General features: G+C 45.5%; 19 protein-coding genes. 10 read left to right on the top strand and 9 right to left on the bottom strand.

Annotation, left to right across the window (positions count from 1 at the left end; all coding sequences use genetic code 11):
- The 4 genes from ACTF5U_RS01000 to ACTF5U_RS01015 form a co-directional block, all read left to right on the top strand.
- Nucleotides 1-810 (top strand): DUF692 domain-containing protein (locus ACTF5U_RS01000; protein WP_438969763.1); only part of this gene is annotated, 810 nt, incomplete at its 5' end.
- Nucleotides 803-1,540: an HvfC/BufC family peptide modification chaperone gene (locus ACTF5U_RS01005; RefSeq protein WP_438969764.1), complete on the top strand. Its 738-nt coding sequence runs from the start codon at nucleotides 803-805 to the stop codon at nucleotides 1,538-1,540. The genes ACTF5U_RS01000 and ACTF5U_RS01005, both read left to right, overlap by 8 nt.
- 11 nt (nucleotides 1,541-1,551) lie before the next feature.
- On the top strand, nucleotides 1,552-2,004 hold the full coding sequence (locus ACTF5U_RS01010; protein ID WP_438969765.1) for a DoxX family protein: 453 nt from the start codon (nucleotides 1,552-1,554) through the stop codon (nucleotides 2,002-2,004).
- Nucleotides 2,005-2,974: 970 nt separating this feature from the next.
- A complete protein-coding gene (locus ACTF5U_RS01015; RefSeq protein WP_438969766.1) occupies nucleotides 2,975-3,292 on the top strand; it encodes a hypothetical protein in 318 nt (105 codons plus the stop codon).
- Nucleotides 3,293-3,337: 45 nt separating this feature from the next.
- On the opposite strand, the gene ACTF5U_RS01020 is transcribed toward ACTF5U_RS01015, so the two are convergent.
- Nucleotides 3,338-4,237: a LysR family transcriptional regulator gene (locus tag ACTF5U_RS01020; protein ID WP_438969767.1), complete on the bottom strand. Its 900-nt coding sequence runs from the start codon at nucleotides 4,235-4,237 to the stop codon at nucleotides 3,338-3,340.
- A gap of 126 nt (nucleotides 4,238-4,363) precedes the next feature.
- On the opposite strand from ACTF5U_RS01020, the gene ACTF5U_RS01025 reads away from it, so the two are divergent.
- The 5 genes from ACTF5U_RS01025 (at nucleotide 4,364) to ACTF5U_RS01045 (ending at nucleotide 7,131) form a co-directional block, all read left to right on the top strand.
- Nucleotides 4,364-4,909, top strand: coding sequence for a carboxymuconolactone decarboxylase family protein (locus ACTF5U_RS01025; RefSeq protein WP_438969768.1), 546 nt, complete (start codon nucleotides 4,364-4,366; stop codon nucleotides 4,907-4,909).
- Nucleotides 4,910-4,960: 51 nt separating this feature from the next.
- Nucleotides 4,961-5,278 (top strand): hypothetical protein, encoded by a 318-nt coding sequence (locus ACTF5U_RS01030; RefSeq protein ID WP_438969769.1) that lies wholly within the window; start codon nucleotides 4,961-4,963, stop codon nucleotides 5,276-5,278.
- A gap of 148 nt (nucleotides 5,279-5,426) precedes the next feature.
- Nucleotides 5,427-6,041, top strand: coding sequence for a pyridoxamine 5'-phosphate oxidase family protein (locus tag ACTF5U_RS01035; RefSeq protein WP_438969770.1), 615 nt, complete (start codon nucleotides 5,427-5,429; stop codon nucleotides 6,039-6,041).
- The gene (locus tag ACTF5U_RS01040; protein ID WP_438969771.1) at nucleotides 6,038-6,637 is read left to right on the top strand and encodes a glutathione S-transferase family protein; all 600 of its coding nucleotides are present in this window, start codon (nucleotides 6,038-6,040) and stop codon (nucleotides 6,635-6,637) included. Before ACTF5U_RS01035 ends, ACTF5U_RS01040 begins: the two co-directional genes overlap by 4 nt.
- Before the next feature lie 20 nt (nucleotides 6,638-6,657).
- Nucleotides 6,658-7,131 carry a DUF1348 family protein gene (locus tag ACTF5U_RS01045; RefSeq protein WP_438969772.1) on the top strand — a complete coding sequence of 158 codons (474 nt, stop codon included), beginning with the start codon at nucleotides 6,658-6,660 and terminating at the stop codon, nucleotides 7,129-7,131.
- Nucleotides 7,132-7,184: 53 nt separating this feature from the next.
- Here the strand turns inward: ACTF5U_RS01045 and ACTF5U_RS01050 are convergent, their stop codons facing one another.
- Nucleotides 7,185-7,787: a protein tyrosine phosphatase family protein gene (locus ACTF5U_RS01050; RefSeq protein ID WP_438969773.1), complete on the bottom strand. Its 603-nt coding sequence runs from the start codon at nucleotides 7,785-7,787 to the stop codon at nucleotides 7,185-7,187.
- Between the two features lie 507 nt (nucleotides 7,788-8,294).
- Here ACTF5U_RS01050 and ACTF5U_RS01055 point away from each other — a divergent pair.
- Nucleotides 8,295-8,897, top strand: coding sequence for a c-type cytochrome (locus ACTF5U_RS01055; RefSeq protein ID WP_438969774.1), 603 nt, complete (start codon nucleotides 8,295-8,297; stop codon nucleotides 8,895-8,897).
- 407 nt (nucleotides 8,898-9,304) lie between these two features.
- On the opposite strand, the gene ACTF5U_RS01060 is transcribed toward ACTF5U_RS01055, so the two are convergent.
- The 7 genes from ACTF5U_RS01060 to ACTF5U_RS01090 all read right to left on the bottom strand — a co-directional run bounded on the left by ACTF5U_RS01060 (nucleotide 9,305) and on the right by ACTF5U_RS01090 (nucleotide 19,848).
- Nucleotides 9,305-10,111, bottom strand: coding sequence for a radical SAM protein (locus tag ACTF5U_RS01060; protein ID WP_438969775.1), 807 nt, complete (start codon nucleotides 10,109-10,111; stop codon nucleotides 9,305-9,307).
- Nucleotides 10,112-10,222: 111 nt separating this feature from the next.
- Nucleotides 10,223-11,515, bottom strand: coding sequence for a hypothetical protein (locus ACTF5U_RS01065; RefSeq protein ID WP_438969776.1), 1,293 nt, complete (start codon nucleotides 11,513-11,515; stop codon nucleotides 10,223-10,225).
- 212 nt (nucleotides 11,516-11,727) lie between these two features.
- Entirely contained in the window at nucleotides 11,728-14,250 is a 2,523-nt protein-coding gene (locus ACTF5U_RS01070) for an outer membrane beta-barrel protein (protein ID WP_438969777.1), read from the bottom strand.
- A gap of 142 nt (nucleotides 14,251-14,392) precedes the next feature.
- Nucleotides 14,393-14,779: a hypothetical protein gene (locus tag ACTF5U_RS01075; protein ID WP_438969778.1), complete on the bottom strand. Its 387-nt coding sequence runs from the start codon at nucleotides 14,777-14,779 to the stop codon at nucleotides 14,393-14,395.
- Between the two features lie 136 nt (nucleotides 14,780-14,915).
- A complete protein-coding gene (locus ACTF5U_RS01080) occupies nucleotides 14,916-16,040 on the bottom strand; it encodes an ABC transporter permease (RefSeq protein WP_438969779.1) in 1,125 nt (374 codons plus the stop codon).
- A gap of 2 nt (nucleotides 16,041-16,042) precedes the next feature.
- Nucleotides 16,043-18,778, bottom strand: coding sequence for a ribosome-associated ATPase/putative transporter RbbA (gene rbbA, locus ACTF5U_RS01085; protein WP_438969780.1), 2,736 nt, complete (start codon nucleotides 18,776-18,778; stop codon nucleotides 16,043-16,045).
- Nucleotides 18,778-19,848 (bottom strand): HlyD family secretion protein, encoded by a 1,071-nt coding sequence (locus tag ACTF5U_RS01090; protein WP_438969781.1) that lies wholly within the window; start codon nucleotides 19,846-19,848, stop codon nucleotides 18,778-18,780. The genes rbbA and ACTF5U_RS01090 overlap by 1 nt, the downstream gene beginning before the upstream one ends.
- Between the last annotated feature and the right edge of the window lie 89 nt (nucleotides 19,849-19,937).

Consider the following 19,937-nt stretch of genomic DNA (forward strand, 5'->3'; position numbering starts at 1 on the left):
CACTACGAGGCAGCGATGACTCCTGCTTCTATAGACTTCGTTGAGGTACATGCAGAAAACTTCTTCGCCGATGGTGGCGTAACTCAAGACATCTTAAAGGCTATTGGTGAGCGATATAAAATCAGTCTGCATGGGACTTCATTGGGGCTTGGCTCACTTCAGCCTCCTCCATTATCTCACTTACATAAAATGAAGCGATTGGTCGAGAATTGTTCCCCTTTTTTAATTTCAGATCACGCCTGTTTTAGTTGGAGCGCAGAGTCTGGTTCCTCTGTTCATGCCGGTGATTTGCTACCAATCAGTTTCAATGACCTGACTCTTGAAGCAATGACCAATAATGTTGGCCGCGTTCAGGACTTTTTCGGTCAGCAGATTTTGATAGAAAATATTTCCTCGTATTTGACACCTCAAGACTCGAAGATTCCTGAAACCGAATTTTTTAACTTGCTGTGTGATGCGACTGGGTGTGGCATGTTACTGGATGTTCATAACATTCAGGTTAATGCGGTTAACCGACACTCAGAACAGCCTTTAAATGACGTTTTACAGTTTATTTCTGAACTCGAAATAGGAAACGTCCAAGAACTTCATTTGGCTGGTATTGATGACACTACTCAAGAAATATGGATTGATGATCACAGTGGTCCGGTGAGCACCGATACCTGGGTTGCGTATGCCTCAGCAATCAAACGCTTCGGTAGTACACCAACTCTGATTGAATGGGACACGAAATTGCCAGAATGGCCGAACTTAGTCGCTGAAGCAATGACAGCGGCTTCGTATGCCCAGAAGGTGCTTGAAAGTGAATAACTATCAGGCTCAACTGCTTAAAGCGATATGGGATGGCAGTGATGAAGCGTTTAACGAACGTGGCCTGACCATTTACAGGCAGAACCTGGTCATGAATGCAGAAAGATCGTTATCCATCTCATACCCAACCGTAGTTCAACTGGTCAGTGAAGAATTTTTTTCACTACTAGTTAGGGAGTTTATTCACTTCGAAAAGCTATCAGAAGGTGATTGGGGAATGTGGGGAAAGACCTTTCCAGACTGGTTAGCAAATAACGAAAGTTTGCTGGAGTATCCCTTCATTAGTGACTGCGCCAAGCTTGACTGGCTTTGTCACCTGGCAGAACGAGCGCCAGGTGAACAGAGAAAGACTGAGACTGAAATTAACAACGATAGTGATCTGAGTCTTCTGAGCATTCACTATTGTGTAGGGGCGAATTTGCTCAAATCAAAGTACCCAATAGTCGATATATATCATGCCCATCAGACGGACAATGCACCGAAACGTCAATACTTGTTGACTGACGCTAAGCAAAAGCTATCTCAAGGTATCGGTCAAAACGCCCTAATCTGGCGACCGCATTGGCAGGCACTTGTGCGAGAGGTAAATAAGGACGAATCGACTTGGGTAACAAAGACCTTTGAAGGCAGCACCATGTCAGCAGCTCTGGATAGGGCGAGTCCAACTTTTAATTTTGAAATCTGGCTACATCAATCAATCAGTGACGGTCTTGTCACTGGATTTTACTAGGAGACAATGAAATGACTTATTTTAATATACGTATACCTTACTCTGACCATCTTTCTTTGGTTCGCTCACTCGTTGAGACATTGACGCTGCTGAGTGTCAGGGTTTACCTTTTTACAGTATTTTTTTTCGCAGGATTCAACAAGTTGAAGAGCTGGGATTCAACATTATTCCTCTTCGAATATGAGTATATGGTTCCCTTTTTGAGACACGATATTGCCGCTTACCTCGGAACAGCAACAGAGATTATTTTACCTGCTCTTTTGTTGCTTGGACTGTTGACACCATTGGCTGCAATGGGTTTATTCTTATTCAATCTTGTTGCTGTGATAAGCCTAGCTGAAATGGCGCCAGCTGCATTTTTACTCCATGTTATTTGGGGCGGCCTTATTTTCAGTTTGATTGTTTGGGGGCCGGGCAAAATATCTGTTGACAGCGTGGTATCTAAAGCCAACAAAACTGACTGAATAGACTGCGCGACAATTAGCCAGAAAGGCTGTCAATAACTGATTTAAAAATCACTATAAATAATAATTATCAGACATATAGGATTTAAAGTTAATCTTATTTATGTGTGATTTCTTAGATTGAGTTTGACAGCCAAGCTGTCATGAATAAATATAATGGCATGAAAACGAATCTTGAGTTGCTGACATTACGAATTATCATCATTCCATAGGAATGGTGGATTATTGAAGCGCTTAATTTTATCGAACCCACCCTTGAAAGGTGGGTTTTTTGTTTCTGCCTCATGGGGAGAAAACTCTTCTGAAGAGGTGTCATGAAAAAAATAGCCGTTTTTGGTAAACCAGGCAGTGGAAAATCCACATTAAGTAAGACGATAGCGTCTGTTACAGGTATAAACTTGTATCAACTAGATTCAATTCTCTTCAAAAGCACGGGGGAACAGATAGATACTGTGACGTTTGATAAGGCACATGAAACTATCTTGTCTTCCGAATGCTGGATCCTTGATGGTTTGGGCCTATGGCCACTTTCAATAAGCGCTTAGAGGCAGCAGACACCCTGATCTATATCGATCTCCCTTATGTGACAAGTTATTGGTTTGTCACAAAGCTTTAATCAAGGGCTTAGTATCGAAGCCAGAGGGCTGGCCTGATGGAAGCTCTGTATTCAAGGGGACATTACAAAGCTATAAAAAGTTGAGATTATGCCCTAGCTTCTGGAACGATAACTTCATGCTGAGACTAAAGAAACTATCAAATACCAGATCGTTATCCATCATTCACTCTATTGCTGAGCTCAATGACTTCGTTCAACTGAATATCAAATAGATATTAAACAAAAATATGTGACAAAAAGTCTATTCAAGACGATTGGATAAATCGTGGCTACGATGAGACATCGGCTCCTGTGCGTTTCCTCTTATCATTTCACCACTGCATTAAGCAGTGCAACTATACAGAGGAATTTATTATGCACAAATATCAAAAAATCAGTTTTTTAGCTGTGGCACTGACCGTGGGTATTTCAGCAACAGCTTCGGCCCAATCGTTTCCACAGGATTATCTAAATAAAAGCGTAGCTGCTGAAACAAAATACGTTGTTTTAGATGAAACCCAAAAAGTACCAGAAGGTAATAAGATCTACGCTAACCCTTCATTTTCGTATCACTTGCATAGGGTCGCAAATACTGCAAAGGCGCCACGACCAGTTGAGTTTAACGCTAACTTGGTTGAGATGTCAGATGCAAAATCTCAATCAAATTTTCATTTGTTTAACCAGTATCTGTAATGAAATTGAGAAGCCTGTTGAGTTGTGAATCATCTCAACGGGCTTCTAATTTAATGACGGCTGTGCCCTTAGATGTTCAACCATCCAATCAATTAAGCTTTTGGTTCTAGCTGAAGAGTATCGACCTTCTCTGTGGACAATATGAACTGGCACTGGTTTTTGTTCATACTCACTCAGTAGAATTTTCAAAGAGCCTGTTTTTAGACTGTCTGCAACCTGATACGACAGTAACCGTGTGATCCCCATATCAGCTAAGACGGCCTTTTCAGCAGAATAATTATCACTCACTGTCAAAAATGGGTTCACCCTAACGCTCGTCGTTTTGCCACTATCAGCAAATTTTAGCTCATTCGTCGGGCTTAAACCTCTGGCTAGGATGATTCTGTGCTCAGAAAGATCGTCTGGTTTTTTAGGATAACCATGCTGTTTAAGGTAAGTCGTTGAAGCACAAAATACGCGCCTGACGGCCCCGACTTTTATTGCCTTATAAGTAGAATCTTGTAGCTCCCCGATTCTCACAGCGACATCAATCCCCTCTTCCAGCATGTTAACCACCCTGTCAACAAAGAGTGCATCGACCTGCATTTCTGGATAGTTTTTGAGGTAATCAATGATTCCGTCCATCACATAGAGACGACCAAATAATACGGAGGCAGTAATTCTGACCAGTCCGCGAGGTACAGCATTTTTCCCTCTTACAGCATCCTCTGCTTCTTCAGATAAAGTCACGATCTGTTTGGCATCTTTATAGTAACGTTGTCCAGCTTCGGTAATTTGGAGATGTCTGGTTGTGCGTTGTAAGAGCTTTACACCCAACCGAGTTTCGAGTTCAGACACGGCACGACTCACGGCTGGAGGACTCAGCCTTAATTTGCGAGCTGCGCTAGCAAAACCTTCATTTTCAATCACGGCGACAAACACGGTCATCAAATGTAATCGATCCATCAATTATTCCATTTTCTGCAATAGTTATTTAGCCATTTCGCTTATTATTTTATTCTGGATAATACCTAATAATGTTCTCACTGGATACTTAAACGCCAGTTTTACTTAATCACAGGAGAACAAGACATGAGCAGAATCACAACCGTAACTGATGAGAATGCTACAAATGAACAGGCTGAGCTTTTTTCTGCTATCAAAGCAAACTTAGGCATTGTGCCGAATTTTCTTCGCGTATTCGCAAACTCACCGGATGCATTGAAGGCTTTTCTTGGCTTTCACCATATCGCCGGTAATGGGTCACTAGATTCAGCAACACGTGAACGAATTGCATTGAGCCTGGCCCAGAAAAATGAATGTGGATACTGTTTATCTGCACATACAGCCATCGGTCGTAAGACAGGTTTGAACACAGCCGAAATCAATAGTAACCGTAATGGCGACAGTCAGGATGCTAAAGCGGCAGTGGCAGTTAAGTTTTCACGCTCGCTGGTTGAGCATATGGGTGATGTCACCACGACAGAGGTACAAGAGTTACGTGACGCCGGTTTCACAGATGCTGATGTGGTAGAAATCATTACCCACACGGGCATCAACCTGTTGACCAATATTCTTAGTAAAGCCAGCCGCGTTGATATTGACTTCCCGAAAGTTGATCTAAACCAAGCCGCTTAATGTATGGAAATGCCCGGCCTTTGGCCGGGCGTTTACACAGAGGAATTTATTATGCATAAATATCAAAAAATCAGTTTTTTGGCTGTAATGCTGTCGTTAGGTATTTCAGCAACGGCTTCAGCTCAATCATTTCCACAGGACTATGTGAATACGGGCTTAGCTGTTGAAACAAAGCAAGCCAATCAGGTTGAAACGAAAAAGCAATCAGAGAGTAACAGTATCCTATCTGAAAGTTCTTTTTCATATCACGTGAATATGGTTATGAATGTCGAAAAAGCCCCGCGACCTGTTCAGTTGAACAGTAAGTTGATTGATATGTCAGATGCAACATCTCAATCGGATTTTTATTTGTTCAACCGGTATCTTTAAAGTAAGAAGAAGCCTGTTGAGTATGAATTTCACTCAACGGGCTTCTAATTTAATGAGGCTTGTGATCTTAAAGTTGATCTGAACGAAGTAGCTTAATTAATGGAAATGACCGGCCGTTTGGTCGGGCGTTTTCGCTGAGGATATTGTTATGGCCAGAGCATTTGCAAAAATTGGTTTTACACCCAACGTAAAATCAATACAGTCACAAATGGGTAGTCGCGAGAATTATCAATTTTTTGAGCAGGGTGACACGGACGAAGTAATAATCAGTGAGCGTGAAAAGCAGTTTATTGAGCAGCGAGACAGTTTTTACATGGCGACCATCAATGAAGATGGCTGGCCATATGTTCAGCATCGTGGCGGTGCCAAAGGCTTTTTAAAAATCCTTAGTGCTAGCACCATGGGCTTTGCTGACTTCAGTGGTAATCGTCAGTACCTCTCAGTTGGGAACCTTATGGGTAACGACAGGGTTTGTCTGTTTCTAATGGACTATCAACAACGACGAAGACTAAAAGTCTGGGGCCGTGTTGAAATTATCGATGAAAAACACAGCCCCGATGAGATTGCCCAACTTGAAGTGGCTGATTTTCGAGCGCCAGTAGAACGTGGAATGCTGATTAGCGTGGTAGCGCTTGATTGGAACTGTCCGAAATACATAACGCCTCGCTATACTCAAGATGAAGTGGAAGCCATGCTTGAAATCTGCAAAGCAGGTAATCAAGCAATACAGGAAATATTATCCAATAGAGGTTCGACGTCATGATTCTTTACAACATCGCTTTGTCGGGTAACTGCCATAAAGTCAGGCTCATGTTACATTTTTTAGGTATTGATTATGAAACATACAATCTGGATTTAGGGGCATCAGAACAATCCAGTAAAGACTACCTTGCCATAAATCCATTTGGTCAGGCTCCTGTCATTAACGACAACGGCACTGCGATTCGTGACAGTCAGGCAATATTGGTTTATCTCGCTAGAAAATACGGCGGAGAAAAGTGGTGGCCTGATGATTCGCATTTATTGGCTCAAATCATGACGTGGTTATCCACAACGGCAAATGAGATTCAGAACGGCCCTGCACGTCTTCGTATGTATTATAAATTCGGGCGTCCGATTGATTTCAAATACGCTACCGATACCAATAATAAGGTGCTGGGACTTATAAATAATCACCTTTCAGATAAGCTTTGGCTGGTTGGTAGTGAACCTACAATTGCTGACATAGCGTTATACCCATACCTTGCTTTAGCTCACGAAGGTCATATTGATATGACGCCTTATGAAAATATTCAGGCCTGGAAGACCAGGTTTGAAGCTTTGCCTCAGTATCTGGCTATGCCGGGTATTTTTGAATAATCACTATTTAGAAGACAACAATGACAAATCAAACTAAACCCCCTCTTCCCCCATTTGATGAGGCTTCTGCAATTGAAAAAGTCAGACTTGCTGAAGATGCCTGGAACAGCCGTGACCCGGAACGTGTGGCGCAAGTCTATACAACAGATACGCTATGGCGGAACCGGGCAGAATTCCCCAAAGGACGTGAAGAAGTAAAAGCTTTCCTGCAGAGTAAATGGACCAGAGAGCTTGATTATCGCTTAATCAAAGAGCTGTGGGCTTTTGAACAAAATCGTATAGCAGTGCGCTTTGCTTATGAATGGCATGACGATAGTGGTAATTGGTTTCGTTCTTACGGCAATGAGAACTGGGAGTTCAATGAAAACGGGCTTATGCAGCGTCGTTTTGCCTGCATTAACGACTTGCCGATCAAAGAATCTGATCGTTTATTTCACTGGCCATTGGGTAGAAGACCTGACGACCATCCCAGCTTAAGTGATTTGAACCTTTAACTAATGAGTCTTAGTTCAGGAAAAGGACTTCCTGCGCGGAGCAGTTGGTGTTTTTATAGTTTATCTTCACACATTCTAAGAAAAGCTAACCAATTCTCATCCGGCTTCCAGTCCGGTAAAGTATAGTGCATTGCTTCTTCTTTTGTTTTCTTATTCCGACGTTGGTATAGGTACAAAAAGGCAGATACGCGATAATTTAAGGCGCAGTGCACCCACACTTTCTGCTCAGAAAAAGTATCCATAGCTTTGGAGAATAAACTCAAATGTAACAAATCAGGTGCATCAAAAGGAACAGGGATATGAACGTAATTCATACCCAAAGATGAAACCAAATAGCCCTCTTCGGTTATGGCACTTTTTGAGTCAGGCATTGATAGGTTAATGACTACTTGATAGCCTTCTTCGGCTATAAGCTTGAACTCCTCTGTAGTCGGTTGACCGGAGCTCGCGAGTCTCGGTGAGATTTTTAGATAGTTTTTTATTCTCATATCTTCAATATCCCCCCCCCTATGCAATACACATAAAACTAGCATATATTTTTTAATACATGTATCTGGTTTCTGGCTGACATGCGCGGCATGAGACCCGTTTTTACTAGTATTCTCTGCACGAGCCCGACTTTTACTACCAAAAAGTGGACTGGGTTTTACTACCATTAAAAAGTCTGTGGCATATAAATCAATTACTTATATGAACGATAAGGGACATGCTTTTATTGAGAATGACACTATTCAGCACCAGCCTAAGATTTACAATCTGGATAATTTCACTGGAAGATTAAGATAATGACAAATGCTTTTATTTTGACCAATACCAAATAAATCAGGGCATACTCGTGTGCCACGGCCGACTATCTGCCAGAACTTGGTCGCTAATACATACTTCCAGCAGAGGCTAAGCTTTACTTTCGTAAATATCAATGACCCTACAACTTGTCACTGGATGGTTTGTCCTCGATTATTTCGGGCTTCAAAACTGTACAGTGAGATTCAAAAAGATAAGTTCAGATTTTGAATTCTGATGCTGAAATGGCTATCAGGGGAATCGCAAATTCTGAATTCTGTTTGTTCTGTAGTTTATGAGCCACGGTAAATAAACAACTTCACAATGTAAGCATATGCTGATACTTTGAAGTTACTGCCAGATTATTCAGGGAACGACTCATGAACCAATCTAAATTCAGTTTATTGTTATGCATGCCTGTTTTGCTGGTTCTCACCTTGTTTCAAACTGGATGTGATCAATCAAATCAGGAGGATTCATCTCAAACCGGTAATAAGGCGGACACTGCTTCGCCTGTTGAGACAGTTGCCGATCAACCCAGTCAAGAATCAAAAAAAGCGGCGGCTGAGACGACACCTGAACAGAGTGCCGTGTCCCCTGCTCCTTCAACGATAACGGATACTGAAACAAACCCTTCGACAGATGAAATGCAAGCATCTGCCGAGTTATATCAGGTTGTTGATGGTAATAAGCTGGATGAGTTCAGTTATGAGGGCTTTAAGCTTTACCGGAACTGGTGTGCGCGTTGTCATGGCACATACGGACAAGGCATGGTCGGGCCTAATCTCGCCGAAAGCCTCAATATCATCAGTAAAGAGCAGTTTGTTGAAGTAGTCACGCATGGTAAGACTGGACAGATAGGGAGTATGCCCGCCTGGGAGTCAAATCAGGGTGTGATGAACGGTATGGATAATCTCTACGCCTACCTTAAAGCCCGTGCTGATGGTGCTATTGGCGAAGTTAAACCAACTAAACAGAAGTAGTTTCGATACCAGCAGTACAGTGCTAACGCTCATTCTACCTATTCAGCTGTTCAGGCTGGATAGCTGCCTTGAATCTGAAAATCCAGAACACCGCCACCTTATGCTGTTTACCGCGATAGTTTTAATGTGTCAATTAGCTAACCCGAATTTGAGGAAATGCCTTTCAGGCATGTCTCTCATTTTACTTTACAAAAACAATCTAAATAAATGATTTATAGTGAAAAGCATTAAGATTTCAGTTCAGTTGAATTCGTAGTGCTCAGATCAAATGCACTGCTTGCTTCATACTTTCTTATGAAATATTTTTTCCCAGATATTGATTCATCCTGAGCTTTTTTTGCGCTACGAGTCTGTTGGTTGTATCCCAACTGGTATGCGCTTTATTAAGCATTAGCTGGATGATATTTTTACGTAACAGTTGGACTGCCGTTATCGATAATATATCGTTCAACACAATCCTCATTGGCTGAGAAGATCTCCTCTTCCTCTGCGGTCAGTAGCTCAGTCTGAGGCACTTTTTTGCTTAGATACTGAAAGATTTCATTTAATTTTCCAGGCTCAGGAGCACGGTAATCAGGTTTAGTTACCGTTCTGGTGGGAACTGCAATATAGGCCTTATCTGGTTGCAGCTGTTCTAAAAAATCTGCCAACCTTATTATGCCTAAGTCTGCTGTATTGACTTTGTCCAATAGCATTGTCACGGTGGTTAAAGTGCCATCAAAATCCTCGGCAAAATTTATGAGTGAAGACAGAATTCTGTCAAAATCCAGCATCGCAGAAGGTCGGTTGATCTTTTTCCATATTGACTCATCGACCGTGTCAACTTTGAACGATACCCAGTCAGCCAGCTTAAAGGCTTCTTGAACATCACTTCGCCAGATCAACGAGGCATTGCTGATGACGGCAATCTTAATCTTCAAATCTTTGAGTAACGAGATGGTCTCAGTGAGATATTCATCCAGCGTAGGCTCACCAGACGGCACAAAGGTCAGATAATCGATGCTTTCGCCAGCATCATAAACTTCCTGAACCTTGTTTTTGACACAGTCAAAAATGAACTGTGGTTTGTAATAACTTTGTCTGACTGTTTCAGTCCGGCTGGTCACTCCAACCTGACAGTAAAGGCAAGAATAAGAACAATGTTTGGGAGGAATATTACTGATACCCAGACTGCGACCAAGCCGACTTGAGGGTACGGGGCCAAATGCAATCATGTGAACCTCTCATTCACGGGCAAAAACTCAAATCAATATTAATGAGTTTGATATGGACTCAGCGGCAAACCAAGTGCTGACCGACCTACAGGTCGGCCAGCATCAGCCTGTTTACTCTGCTACGCTGTAATCATGCGTAAACTCAATGACTTGTAATGCATCATCCGTGGCCTGTGTAAAGCCATCGATACCATCCAGATCATTGGTGTCGTTGGTATCCAGGATCCCGTCATTATTTTCATCGACAGTATTAGGCACAGTTTCGAAACTGACGCCGGGAACAAAAATCTCTTGACCGTCATAAGTCACTGTGGCCCCGGTTATCAGGTTAACTTCCACCGTCTGATAAATATCATCACTAAGGTCGGTAGGTGTATCCATGCCATCAACCTGTACATTAATCCAGCTTGTTGTCGCACCATAAGTGGATGAAGAACCATCGTATACATAGTTGTTCAGCAAGGTGCTCAGTTCATCATCAACTTCCAGGAATTGACTGACTGTGATAACGCGATCGGCAGTCAACGAAGCGGTTTTATCTGAACCGGCAGCGAGTAATGAAGCCGCTAAATCCAGCTGAACGCTTTCCGGAACCAGAAAGGTATAAGTGCCGGAGCCACTTTCACCACTGTAATCAACACTGACTTCCAGTAATCCATCATTATTCGTATCGCTTGAGATCAATAAAGCCTGGTATAAGGCCAGATTTTCCAGCGGTGAATCAATAGTGGCACCATCAACAACCAGCATTCCGGATTCAGTCAGCATATCGCTGGTCAGGCTCAGACCGTCCAGTTTGGATAAAGCTTCTTCCAGTGAATGCAAAATGACCTGACTTGGTGAGCGAGTGACATTACTGCGGCCCAATTCAACTTCCTGCACGGCATCAGCATATTCAGTAGGCAATTCATAATGACCATCGCCATCAGGATCGGTCAGTTGGACAACAACTGGTTCACCGTCAACGATGATGATTGGTTGCACCTGACCATTGGCGTCCAGAATAGGATCGCCATTATTGTCACGAAGTAAGACCCAGAGATCGCCATACTCATCGCCTTTTTTAGTGCCGCCACCTTCAGGTTTACCCTGCGAACCTTTACTATGCGGGTTCAATTCGCGGTTGCCTTTAGCCCAGGCCGGAGCATCGGAGTCATCATCCATCGTCGATAAAATCTTGCCGCGAACGCTATCGGCGCCACCACGGCCGTCGGCACCTTTACCCTCTCCTTTTTTAGCTCCGCTGCCTTTTTGTTGTCCATGGTCACCGCTGCCGTGATCGGCGCTACCATGGTCGCCAGCAAAAACTGGTCCCGACGTCATACTCATAAATGTCAGACTGGCGGTGATAAGTGCTGCCAGGGTTAACTGTTTACCCTGTGTTGTTTCTTTACATTTTTTCATAATCCATCCTCATGTGCGTTTAATAAAACATCTCTGCGTCAGAACTTGACCAGAGAAACTTGATGGTTAATAAGTGTTTCATTAATTATTAATATACAGCGTCCTAAACGCTATAGATCAACATTAAAAATTTATTCTGTCTCTCGTTGATCTGAATCAACTCTGATCTCATTAAACGCAATAATCGACGACCAGACAGCAGTATGAATGCATTAGAAACGGACCCCCAGCCCCAGACGGAACAAATTAGTAGAGGTGTCAAAACTCATCTCATCACGGTTACTCCCACCACCATGATCTGTCACAAAATCATAGGATTCATAATCGGTATGGGTATAATCGAGACGAATAAAACTCTGTTTGGTTAGGGGGACTTCTGCCCCCAGACCGAACCTGAAACCGTCGAGTGTGTCTTTCTTTTCAATATCCAGATTTGGGTTGTTACCTTTACGCCATTCGGTGGTGAACTCCGTTCTTACAACCCCTCCTCTCAGGTATAAAACCGTGCCGCTGTCAAGGATGTAACCTAGTTTGAGTGCAGCGCCGACTGTTTCACCCACTTCAACGCCAAAATCACGTCCGCCGCCGCCATTGGTGTTGCGTTCATGTTCCCAGTCAAGAGAGGTCACTTCGGCTTCCAGTTCGGCGGCAACTATGAGTTTTTGCCAGTTCAGAGCGTAACCGGCAAAAACGCCGGGAGTAAAACCATGGTTAGCAAACTCGGCATTAAAATCATAAGGGCCAAGTCCCTGATCACGATGAAGACCACTCAAATCGCTTGCAGTCATCCCATAACCCATTTGCACACCGGCATAAGGACCGGCTAATGAATCGGGATCAATTTTAAGCTGATGTTTGGGCACAGCACCAAAGCGCCAGCCGATGCCTAGGTTGAACAGTGCTTCGTGGATGGCATAGTCTTCATTAAAGCCGGTTGAAACAATATCTTTGTCTTCATAGTTGGTCACGGTGTAATCAAGACGGGCAAACAGTTGCTCAGTCAGATCAAATTCAACACCGACGCCAAAGCGAAGACCATTGAGGCTGAAATCATTATCGTAGGCATTTTGTGGTTCATCGTTAAGCTGGTAGAAAGCATCAAACTCTGTCCTGACTGCACCAATGCGGGCATAGAGAAGACTATTGTTTACCAGTGCCCTGCCCAACCGCACACTGGCACCAACGGACTGTTTTTTCTCCAGGCTGGATGTCCGGCTGTCTGCTTTGCTCTTACGGTGGTACCAGTCAGCATCGCTGTTTTCGGTTTCCAGCTCCAGACCAAGATACCAGTGATTGCGGTTCCAGCCATAACCTCCGAACAGACCACCGGCAAATCCGGCTTCACCATAGCGGGCATCATCGTTACCACCGTCAGTTCTCTGTTCTGAACTATGTGTTGCCAGGGTGTTATGGCCCAGCTGTCCACCGACATAGAAGCCATAGGGGCCCGACTCTGCTGCCTTGCCTGAACCCCATACCCGCGACATGCTGGTATCCAATTCATTCCGAACCGGATACAACCTCGCATTAATACTCAAAAATATCTGATGGCTGTCGTAATCGAGTGAGTTTTCAAGTCGGTCAAAGTCCACACTGGAATCACGATGCAGATAACGATAGTCCCCGGACAGATAGATATGTTGGGTCAGGTCGTACTGCAGGCCGAACCCCACATCAAGATAATCATCCTCACGGCTGATTTCCTGATAGTCATACTCACTCCAGCTGATATGCGACTTCAGGACCAGATAAGGCAAAAGCCGGTGTTGCAGATTAGTACTGTAGATGGTTTCAACAGCACCGGGCGAGGCAAACAGCGTGGTTTCAGTAATGTCGCGTTCCACACTGGCCGAAATGAGCGTGCTGGGACCGCTGAGCCAGCGAAGCGAAGCACCAAAGTCCGGTTTACTGATATCGCTGAAGGCTGCCTCATCGTATTGTTGCCAAAGGTGCCCAAGATAGACCTCTGATTTTAGCGTCTGGCTGATCGTCGATGTAAAGCCTGCAGCCAGTCGATAGCCATCCGAGTCACGCTCAAACAAATTATCGTCGGGTTTATTTTCATATTCCCTGCGATCATAAATGGCCTGCACAAACGGGCTCATGGTGGGATTCTTGTTATACGTCAATCGCAGGCCCAGGCCGTAAATATCCCTGTCCCGGTCATCATTATTCAATATGCCGGTCTCTGTTGGCACATTATCAAAATCAAGCTGCTGCCAGGTGCCGCCCAAACGCATGGCAAACTGGCCAAACTGCCTGACAGTGCCTGCATGGGCATCAAGCGATCTGTATTCAGTTGGATAGCGACCGAAAAAACTGTCGGGTGAGGCACGTGATTCATGGTCTTCACTGTAGCTGAGGCCGGCAAAAAGATTGTCTTTCTCAGACAGGTCATAACGGCCTGAAGTACCGAACCTGAGATCATCATAATCTTCAGTGTCGTAATCCTGATATCGACCTATATCCGCGTTGGCAAAAAATTCGAGTTCATGTTTTTGCCAGTCGGAACTGATGTTCAGTGACGGGGAAAAAATGAGAATTTGATCGGCTTGCTTGTCAGTGCGGGTGGCGAAGATATTGTCATCATAAACACCGGTCAAACCCAGCTCTGGTGTGACGACAAAACTGCCTGCCTGAAATCCACTTTTGGTAGGCGTCTGTTCCGGATCATCTGCCAGCGCGATACTTTGCTGACACAAAACTAATAAAGGCAATACTATGACAAATTTCATCCTGAGCTACTTCCTTCCCGTCCAGTGACTCGCGTTTCAACAGCTGCAACATTTCTCTTTAACTTATTCAATAAGTTAACAGATTAACTTTAAGACAACTCGTTTTTCAGCGTTAGTATTGATCTCGATCAGATTCTCTATTTCACTCTTGCTCATCGCCCCAGAATTGCCACCATTTCCTGCGATTTTCACGTGATTGTTGTCCCTGCTCTGAGCCCTTGCCCAGTTCCTTTTGTTCCTGCCCGGTTTTCATCTCACGCTGTTGATTCATGCCCTGGCTTTCATCCTGATGCTCACGCAGTCTTTCACGATCCTGCTCTCTCATCTGCTCCTGTTGTCTGTCCCCCTGCTGATGGCCACGATGTTCTTCCTTGTGCTTTTGTTCCTGCTTCCTTTCCTGCTCCCGTATTTGCTCAGCCTGCTCACTCTTTTGCTGGCCCTTGCCTGATCCTTTACCGGGTTCAGTCATGCCCTGTAGAGGCCAGATGACCGCACTGCTGACTAAGATGCCAATCAATAATTTTTTCATCACCAAGTCTCCACTTGTGTCGAGGTTTGCTGCAACTAAAAGCCATACCCTATGAGAGAAATCTTAAGACAAACTTAATATAATAATCATGCAATAAAAACAGTATCTTGAATCACTTATATTAATTTGGCAGTCGCTAATCCGTCTGACTGACGCTCTGTCTGAAGCGAATAAGAGAAACAATAAAAAAAACCAGGCCTATCAGTAACAGTGCCAGGATCTCGAATCGAATCACATCCAGACCCGCACCGCGATAGAGAATCGCCTGCGTTCCGGATACATAGTGTGTTGAAGGCATGAATTCCATCAGAACTCTTGCCATGGTCGGCATACTCTCCCGAGGTGTGACACCGCCGGATAGCATCAGCATTGGCATCATTACCAGCATCATAAGTAGTCCGAATTGCGGCATACTTCGTGCGATTGTCGCCATAAAGATACCCATTGATGTGGTAGAGAACAGGTATAACCCCGTCAACAAGACAAAAAACCAGACTGAGCCTTGAATGGGTATGCCCAACCAGCCCTTGATGACAAAGATGACAGAGAGCGTGGAGGCAATCAGGACGATAAGCCCGGTGGCCCATACTTTTGCCAGCATGATCTCGGCCGGTGTCATGGGCATCACTAATAAATGCTCAATCGTGCCATGTTCCCTTTCGCGAATAAGTGCAGCCCCAGCGAGAATAATAGAGAGCATCGTGACCATTTCCACCAGTTCATTAATCGAGCCAAACCATTTCTGCGACATATTGGGGTTGAAGCGGATACGGTAAGCCAGTTCAACCTGTTCAGTCGGTGTCTGTCGATAGCGTTGCACAAACGCATTGATTTCATCCGCGACGATCTGTTGTGCATATCCTGCGCCACTGAAAGCCTGTGACATTCGGGTTGCATCCACATTGAGTTGAATGGTGGGTGACTTTCCTGCCAGCACATCACGCTGAAAATTCGGTGGAATATCCAGTGAGAAGGTGAAATAGCCTGCATCGAGACCGGCATCTACTTCCTGTAAGTCAACCAGATAAGGCGGCTTAAACTCAGGTGGCTGAAAAGCGGAAATGATTCGGTTTGATAAAGGTGAACGATCTTCGTCGACAATCGCGATGGGTACCTTGTTCAAGGTGTCAGGCATTGCTGTTGCTGCGATATAAATCAACAAGGAAAAGCCATAGCCAATGAGCACCAGCATGATCGGATCACGCAGAATGCTCCAGAGTTCTTTGATACCCAGGCGGTAAACATGACTGGCCCGGATCATCGCTATTTCTCCTGTTTATTCAAGAGAGAAATGGATACTGCCAGTATCACCAGTGCACCCAGTGCGATAGATAATATAGACGGCAGTAATTCTGGCAATGTCAGCGCTTTGTTGAAGACGCCACGGCTAATCGTGATGAAATGTGTGGTGGGATTGATCTCACCGATAATCCTGCCCACACCCTCCAATGAGGAAACCGGATTAATCATTCCTGAAAACTCTATCGTCGGTAACATTGTGGCCATCGCAGTAAAAAATATGGCGGCGATTTGACTGCGTGTGAACGTTGACGACAACAAACCAAATGCGGTCGCATAGGTGACAAAAAACAGTGAAGCAATGAAGAGTGCAATAAAGCTTCCCTTGACGGGCACCCCAAACAGCCACACGGCAAAGGCAGCCATAAACAGAAAGTTAATCATGGCGAGGGCAATATACGGTAGTTGCTTACCCAGCATAAATTCCGTTCGCGTCACCGGTGTCACGTAAAGGTTAATGATCGAGCCCAGTTCTTTTTCCCGAACCACGGCCAGTGCACTGAGTATGGCTGGAATTAATAACAGCAACATGGGCATCACGGCAGGGACCATCGCGGGCAAGCTTTTCACATCCGGGTTGTAGCGGAAGCGGGTTTCAATATTAGCCGCAGGCGGGTGCGTGATACCAAGCTGCGATAAGACCCAGCCCTGGTGCATACCTTGCAAATAACCCAGCACAGTCTCTGCACGCTGGGGCATGGCTCCGTCTATCCAGGCACTGATCTGGACCGCTTTACCCCGTGCCAGATCACGAGAGAAATGAGGGGGAATTTCCAGCGCCAATGCGAGTTCACCAGCGCGCATTCTTGTATCGAGTTCGGCATAATCCTTGATAGGTGGATGCTCGATGAAATAGCGTGAACCCGACATATTGAGGGTGTAATTCTGACTCAGCATGGTCTGGTCACGATCCAGCACGGCATAGCTTAGATCATTCACATCCATAGATATGCCATAGCCCATAATCAACAGCAGCAACAGGCTGCCAATCAGGCCCATCGTCAGTCGAACCCAATCCTGCTTTAGCTCATGCATTTCCCGAATACTGTAGCTGAGTGCACGTCGCCAGCTGAATATCTTATTCTGACTGGATTCAGATGCAGGCCTGTCCCGAATCATCGTTTCAGATGTTAAGGACTGCACTGAAGCGCTGGGATCAGCTGCCGGTTCATGTTGTCTCAAATAGGCAATAAAGGCTGCTTCAAGTGACGAAGCGCCCTGTTTATTAATGAGGCAATCCGGCGCATCTGTATCAAGTACCCGACCGGCATGCATCAGTGAGATGCGATCACAGCGCTCAGCCTCATTCATAAAATGCGTTGAGATGAAGATGGTCACTTTGTCATGTCGGGACAACTCAATCAGCAGGGCCCAAAAAGTATCTCTGGCAATGGGATCGACACCGGATGTGGGTTCGTCCAGAATCAATATTTCAGGTTTATGCACCACGGCAACTGCCAGAGAGAGACGCTGTCGCATGCCCAGCGGTAACTTATCCGGCAGACTGGTTGCGACATGATTGAGTCCAAAACGTGACATCAGGGCATTCACGCGTTCAGGGATAAGTTCTGCCGGTACATTAAAGAGTTGGGCATGCAAAACCAGGTTTTGCTTAACACTGAGTTCGCTGTACAGAGAAAATGCCTGCGTCATATAGCCAACACGCTGCCGTGTTTCAATGTCGCTGGTTTTGACCTGATGACCAAACAGGCTTGCCTGTCCTTCGCTGGGTGTTAACAGCCCTGTCAGCATTTTCATCGTGGTGGTTTTGCCACAGCCATTGGAACCGATGAAACCAAAAATCTCACCGCGCCTGATTTCAAAGTTCACGTGATCGACGGCGACAAAATCACCAAAGCACATGGTCAGCTCTCTGGCCTCGATGGCCAGCTCACCGTGGTTGGTGAACGCTGGAATCGATATGGCAGAATGCCCCTGTTTCTTGGTTTCAGGCAGTAAGGCGATAAAGGCTTCTTCAATGCTGCTGGTATTTGTGGCCTGATTTAATGCTGCCGGCGTGCCTGTCGCCAGGATTTGGCCATCATCCATTGCGACCAAAAAATCAAACCGCTCCGCCTCTTCCATGTAGGCTGTCGCGACCAGCACACTCATACTAGGACGCTGCGCTCTTATCTGATTTATCAGTTGCCAAAACTGGTTTCTGGACAAGGGATCGACGCCGGTGGTCGGCTCATCCAGTATCAGTAAATCCGGATCATGAATCAGCGCGCAACACAGCGCCAGTTTCTGCTTCATCCCACCTGATAATTTGCCTGCAGGACGGTCAAGGAATGGATAAAGCCCCGTCGCCCTGGTCAGGTGATCTATCCGCTGCCGACGCGCATGTCGGTCATGACCGAATAAACGACTGACAAACTGCAGGTTGTCCTCCACTGACAGTGAAAGACTTAAATTCTTGCCCAGCCCTTGAGGCATATAGGCAATGCTGGGACAGACCTGCTTACGATGACGTCGTGATGCCATATCACCACCCAGCACATTGAGAGAACCAAGCTGAAGTTTTCGGGCACCCGCGATAAGTGATAGCAGACTGGATTTGCCGACCCCATCCGGGCCAATCAAGCCAACGATAGTGCCGGCAGGTATGGTCAGATTAATAGCCCGTAGTGCTTGTTTGGAACGATAGTTCAGGCTGACATCGACCAGTTCGACGACGGCTGCTTTATCGCCTTGCCCCATTATTCAGGCACATTGATCTGAAGCGAGGCCGGCCAGCTTGCCTCTGGAGCAAGTTTCAGCCAGGCCACCCCCGGTAATCCGGTTTTTACCTGCCGGATATGTTTTGCCAGCAAATCAGGGGGAATACGCACTTTCACACGGAACATCAGTTTTTGCCTTTCTTCTGCCGTCTCCACGGTTTTGGGCGTGAATTGGGCCACACTGGATATATAACTGACTTTGGCAGGGATGACATAATCAGGGAAGGTATCCAACACAATACGTGCGTCACTACCGAGCGCGACCTGACCGACAACGGTTTCAGGAAGGAAGAAGGTCATATATACATCAGTCAAATCGACCATATTGATGACTTTGCCGCCGCTGGCTAATACTTCTCCGGGTTCTGCAACTCGGTACTGCACTCGTCCGTCTCTGGGGGCTTTGAGCTGACTATCCGCAATATCCACTTCGATGCGTTCAATCGTTGCTTCCACGGCTGTGACAGCAGATTGGGCACCATTCACCTGTGATTGCGCTGAAATGACGGCGGCTTCGGCGGCCTTGACCTGTGCTCTGGCAGCAACCAGCGTGGCTTGAGCACTCCTGACAGCTGCCTCATCGTCATCGAGTTGCTGCCTGGATGCTGAGCCTTTCTGTGTCAGGCTTTGGGTCCGGTTATAGCGACGCTGTGCATTTTCCAGCTCACTGGTACGCTGCACGACTAAGGCTTTTGCTGCTGCGACCTCACTCTCCTGTACCGCAACCTGGGCCTGGGCACTGGCGACGGCGTTCATCGCTTTTTGTAATTCGGCCCGGGCTTCGTTGAGTTGTGCATTGAGCACATCGATTTGCATACTGGCAACGATATCGCCAGCTTCAATGAAATCACCTTCATTGGCATAAATCGCTATCACCCGGCCCGCGTACTTGGTGGCAATATCTATCTCTGTGGCTTCAATCCGTCCATTTCCATTAACGAGATAATCAGCAGCCTGTGACTTTTCCTGCGTGAACCAAAACCAGACAGCGATAATGACTACGGCAATGAGCACTATCAAAAGCAGTATCTTTTTAACAGTGTCTCTCATGCGGCTTCCTTCGCTATCATGAATTCAGGGCATCTGTTGCCAGATGGAAAAGACTATTTGCATTTTGGCCTGCATGAACGTGATTCACC

Origin of the sequence: Methylophaga sp. (genome assembly GCF_965655755.1) — a bacterium.
GTDB lineage: Bacteria > Pseudomonadota > Gammaproteobacteria > Nitrosococcales > Methylophagaceae > Methylophaga.

Coding starts and splice junctions, on each gene's coding strand:
- ACTF5U_RS01010 (WP_438969765.1), top strand. CDS start 1,552: ATGACTTATTTTAATATACGTATACCTTACTCTGACCATCTTTCTTTG.
- ACTF5U_RS01015 (WP_438969766.1), top strand. CDS start 2,975: ATGCACAAATATCAAAAAATCAGTTTTTTAGCTGTGGCACTGACCGTG.
- ACTF5U_RS01020 (WP_438969767.1), bottom strand. CDS start 4,237: ATGGATCGATTACATTTGATGACCGTGTTTGTCGCCGTGATTGAAAAT.
- ACTF5U_RS01025 (WP_438969768.1), top strand. CDS start 4,364: ATGAGCAGAATCACAACCGTAACTGATGAGAATGCTACAAATGAACAG.
- ACTF5U_RS01030 (WP_438969769.1), top strand. CDS start 4,961: ATGCATAAATATCAAAAAATCAGTTTTTTGGCTGTAATGCTGTCGTTA.
- ACTF5U_RS01035 (WP_438969770.1), top strand. CDS start 5,427: ATGGCCAGAGCATTTGCAAAAATTGGTTTTACACCCAACGTAAAATCA.
- ACTF5U_RS01040 (WP_438969771.1), top strand. CDS start 6,038: ATGATTCTTTACAACATCGCTTTGTCGGGTAACTGCCATAAAGTCAGG.
- ACTF5U_RS01045 (WP_438969772.1), top strand. CDS start 6,658: ATGACAAATCAAACTAAACCCCCTCTTCCCCCATTTGATGAGGCTTCT.
- ACTF5U_RS01050 (WP_438969773.1), bottom strand. CDS start 7,787: ATGGTAGTAAAACCCAGTCCACTTTTTGGTAGTAAAAGTCGGGCTCGT.
- ACTF5U_RS01055 (WP_438969774.1), top strand. CDS start 8,295: ATGAACCAATCTAAATTCAGTTTATTGTTATGCATGCCTGTTTTGCTG.
- ACTF5U_RS01060 (WP_438969775.1), bottom strand. CDS start 10,111: ATGATTGCATTTGGCCCCGTACCCTCAAGTCGGCTTGGTCGCAGTCTG.
- ACTF5U_RS01065 (WP_438969776.1), bottom strand. CDS start 11,515: ATGAAAAAATGTAAAGAAACAACACAGGGTAAACAGTTAACCCTGGCA.
- ACTF5U_RS01070 (WP_438969777.1), bottom strand. CDS start 14,250: ATGAAATTTGTCATAGTATTGCCTTTATTAGTTTTGTGTCAGCAAAGT.
- ACTF5U_RS01075 (WP_438969778.1), bottom strand. CDS start 14,779: ATGAAAAAATTATTGATTGGCATCTTAGTCAGCAGTGCGGTCATCTGG.
- ACTF5U_RS01080 (WP_438969779.1), bottom strand. CDS start 16,040: ATGATCCGGGCCAGTCATGTTTACCGCCTGGGTATCAAAGAACTCTGG.
- rbbA (WP_438969780.1), bottom strand. CDS start 18,778: ATGGGGCAAGGCGATAAAGCAGCCGTCGTCGAACTGGTCGATGTCAGC.
- ACTF5U_RS01090 (WP_438969781.1), bottom strand. CDS start 19,848: ATGAGAGACACTGTTAAAAAGATACTGCTTTTGATAGTGCTCATTGCC.